Source organism: Kineothrix sp. MSJ-39 (genome assembly GCF_018917935.1).
GTDB lineage: Bacteria > Bacillota > Clostridia > Lachnospirales > Lachnospiraceae > CAG-194.
On record NZ_JAHLPN010000044.1, the window covers coordinates 1 to 1,476 of the forward strand.

Annotated in this window: 1 protein-coding gene; it reads right to left on the reverse strand. The window is 41.1% G+C overall.

Going from position 1 to position 1,476, the window contains the following annotated elements:
• Positions 1-151 precede the first annotated feature (151 nt).
• Complete coding sequence (locus tag KQI22_RS13655; protein WP_216553422.1) at positions 152-1,393, reverse strand: IS256 family transposase; 1,242 nt, start codon at positions 1,391-1,393, stop codon at positions 152-154.
• Positions 1,394-1,476: the final 83 nt, after the last annotated feature.

Sequence of the window (1,476 nt, forward strand, 5' to 3'; positions counted from 1 at the left end):
GAGTGTGTGAAGAAAACTCTGTAAATACTTAGATCTTCTATGATAATGAATGGCGGAAGGCTTGAGATTAAGCTTTCCGCCTTGTTTTTATATATAACAGCGAAATGATTGCATGTCAAGAACACAGGCCTGATTCCTGCGTTTTGTGGTATTATTCCGGAAGGCGTCCCTCGTACATGATACTCAGTTCTCCATATACCTGCGCCCAGTTTCGAATCGTTGTGGTCCATTTCTTAGTAGCTTCAAAGGTGGACAGATACAATGCCTTTAACAACGCTGTATCGCTCGGAAATACGCTCCTCTGACGGTTCAGTTTGCGGTATGTTGCATTCAGTGATTCAATGGAATTCGTCGTGTAAATGACCTTCCGGACAACTGTGGAAAACTTAAAAATAGGCGAAACAGCATCCCAGTTGTCATACCAGCGTTTCATGGAATTAGGGTATTTCGGAGACCATTTTTCATTGACTCTATCCAGTGCCTCTCTGGCTTTCGATTCATCTGAAGCATGATAGATAGTTTTCAGGTCTGTGGCAAAAGCCTTCCTGTCTTTGTCAGGGACGTATTTCAACGTGTTTCTTACCTGATGGACAATGCACCGCTGGTATTCCGTCTTGGGGAATGCTGCTGCAATTGCTTCCTTGATTCCTGTAAGTCCATCAGCACAGAGAATAAGGATATCCCTTACTCCACGGTTTTTTAGCTCATTTAAAACAGAAAGCCAGTACTTTGCACTTTCGTTATCTCCTACATTGATGGAAAGTACTTCCTTTTTTCCTTCGGTATTAATGCCAAGAATAACATAGGCAGCAAGTTTCCGGATTATGCCATTATCACGGACAGAATAATGGATTGCATCAATGTAGATGATCGGATAGATTTCATCCAGAGGGCGGTTCTGCCAGTCTTCAATCTGAGGCAACAGCTTGTCTGTCACATCGGAAATAAATCCTTCGGACACGTCAAAACCATAGATATCTTCAATCGTTTCAGATATCTGTCTGGTAGTCATTCCTTTTGCATACATGGATATGATCTTACTGTCGATATCTGAAATATCTTTCTGGCGTTTTTGAACAACTTTAGGCTCAAAAGATGATCTGCGATCCTGTGGCACCTCAATCTCCATAGCGCCATAACTGCTGTTGACACGTTTAGTTTTGTATCCATTTCGGTAATCATCACTATCGGAACGCTGGGATTTTTCATATCCAAGGTGATCATCCATTTCGGCTTCCATCATTTCTTTGATTGTGCCGCCCAGAAGATCTTTGAGAGCTTCCTGAATATCTTCAGCAGACTGGATATCGTATTCTTCTAACAGCTGATGAATGATATTACGTTTTCCTTCGGTCATTTGTACTTTGTGAACAGGTTTCTTTTCTCTTGCCATAATAATAGGCCTCCTATGATTTAGATTTTATCATAGAAGACCTATTAGCTAATACCTATTTACAGAAAAAGTTTCACAGACTC

What these genes read in the sequence shown, in the direction of transcription:
- KQI22_RS13655 (WP_216553422.1), bottom strand. Translation starts at nt 1,393, where the DNA reads ATGGCAAGAGAAAAGAAACCTGTTCACAAAGTACAAATGACCGAAGGA.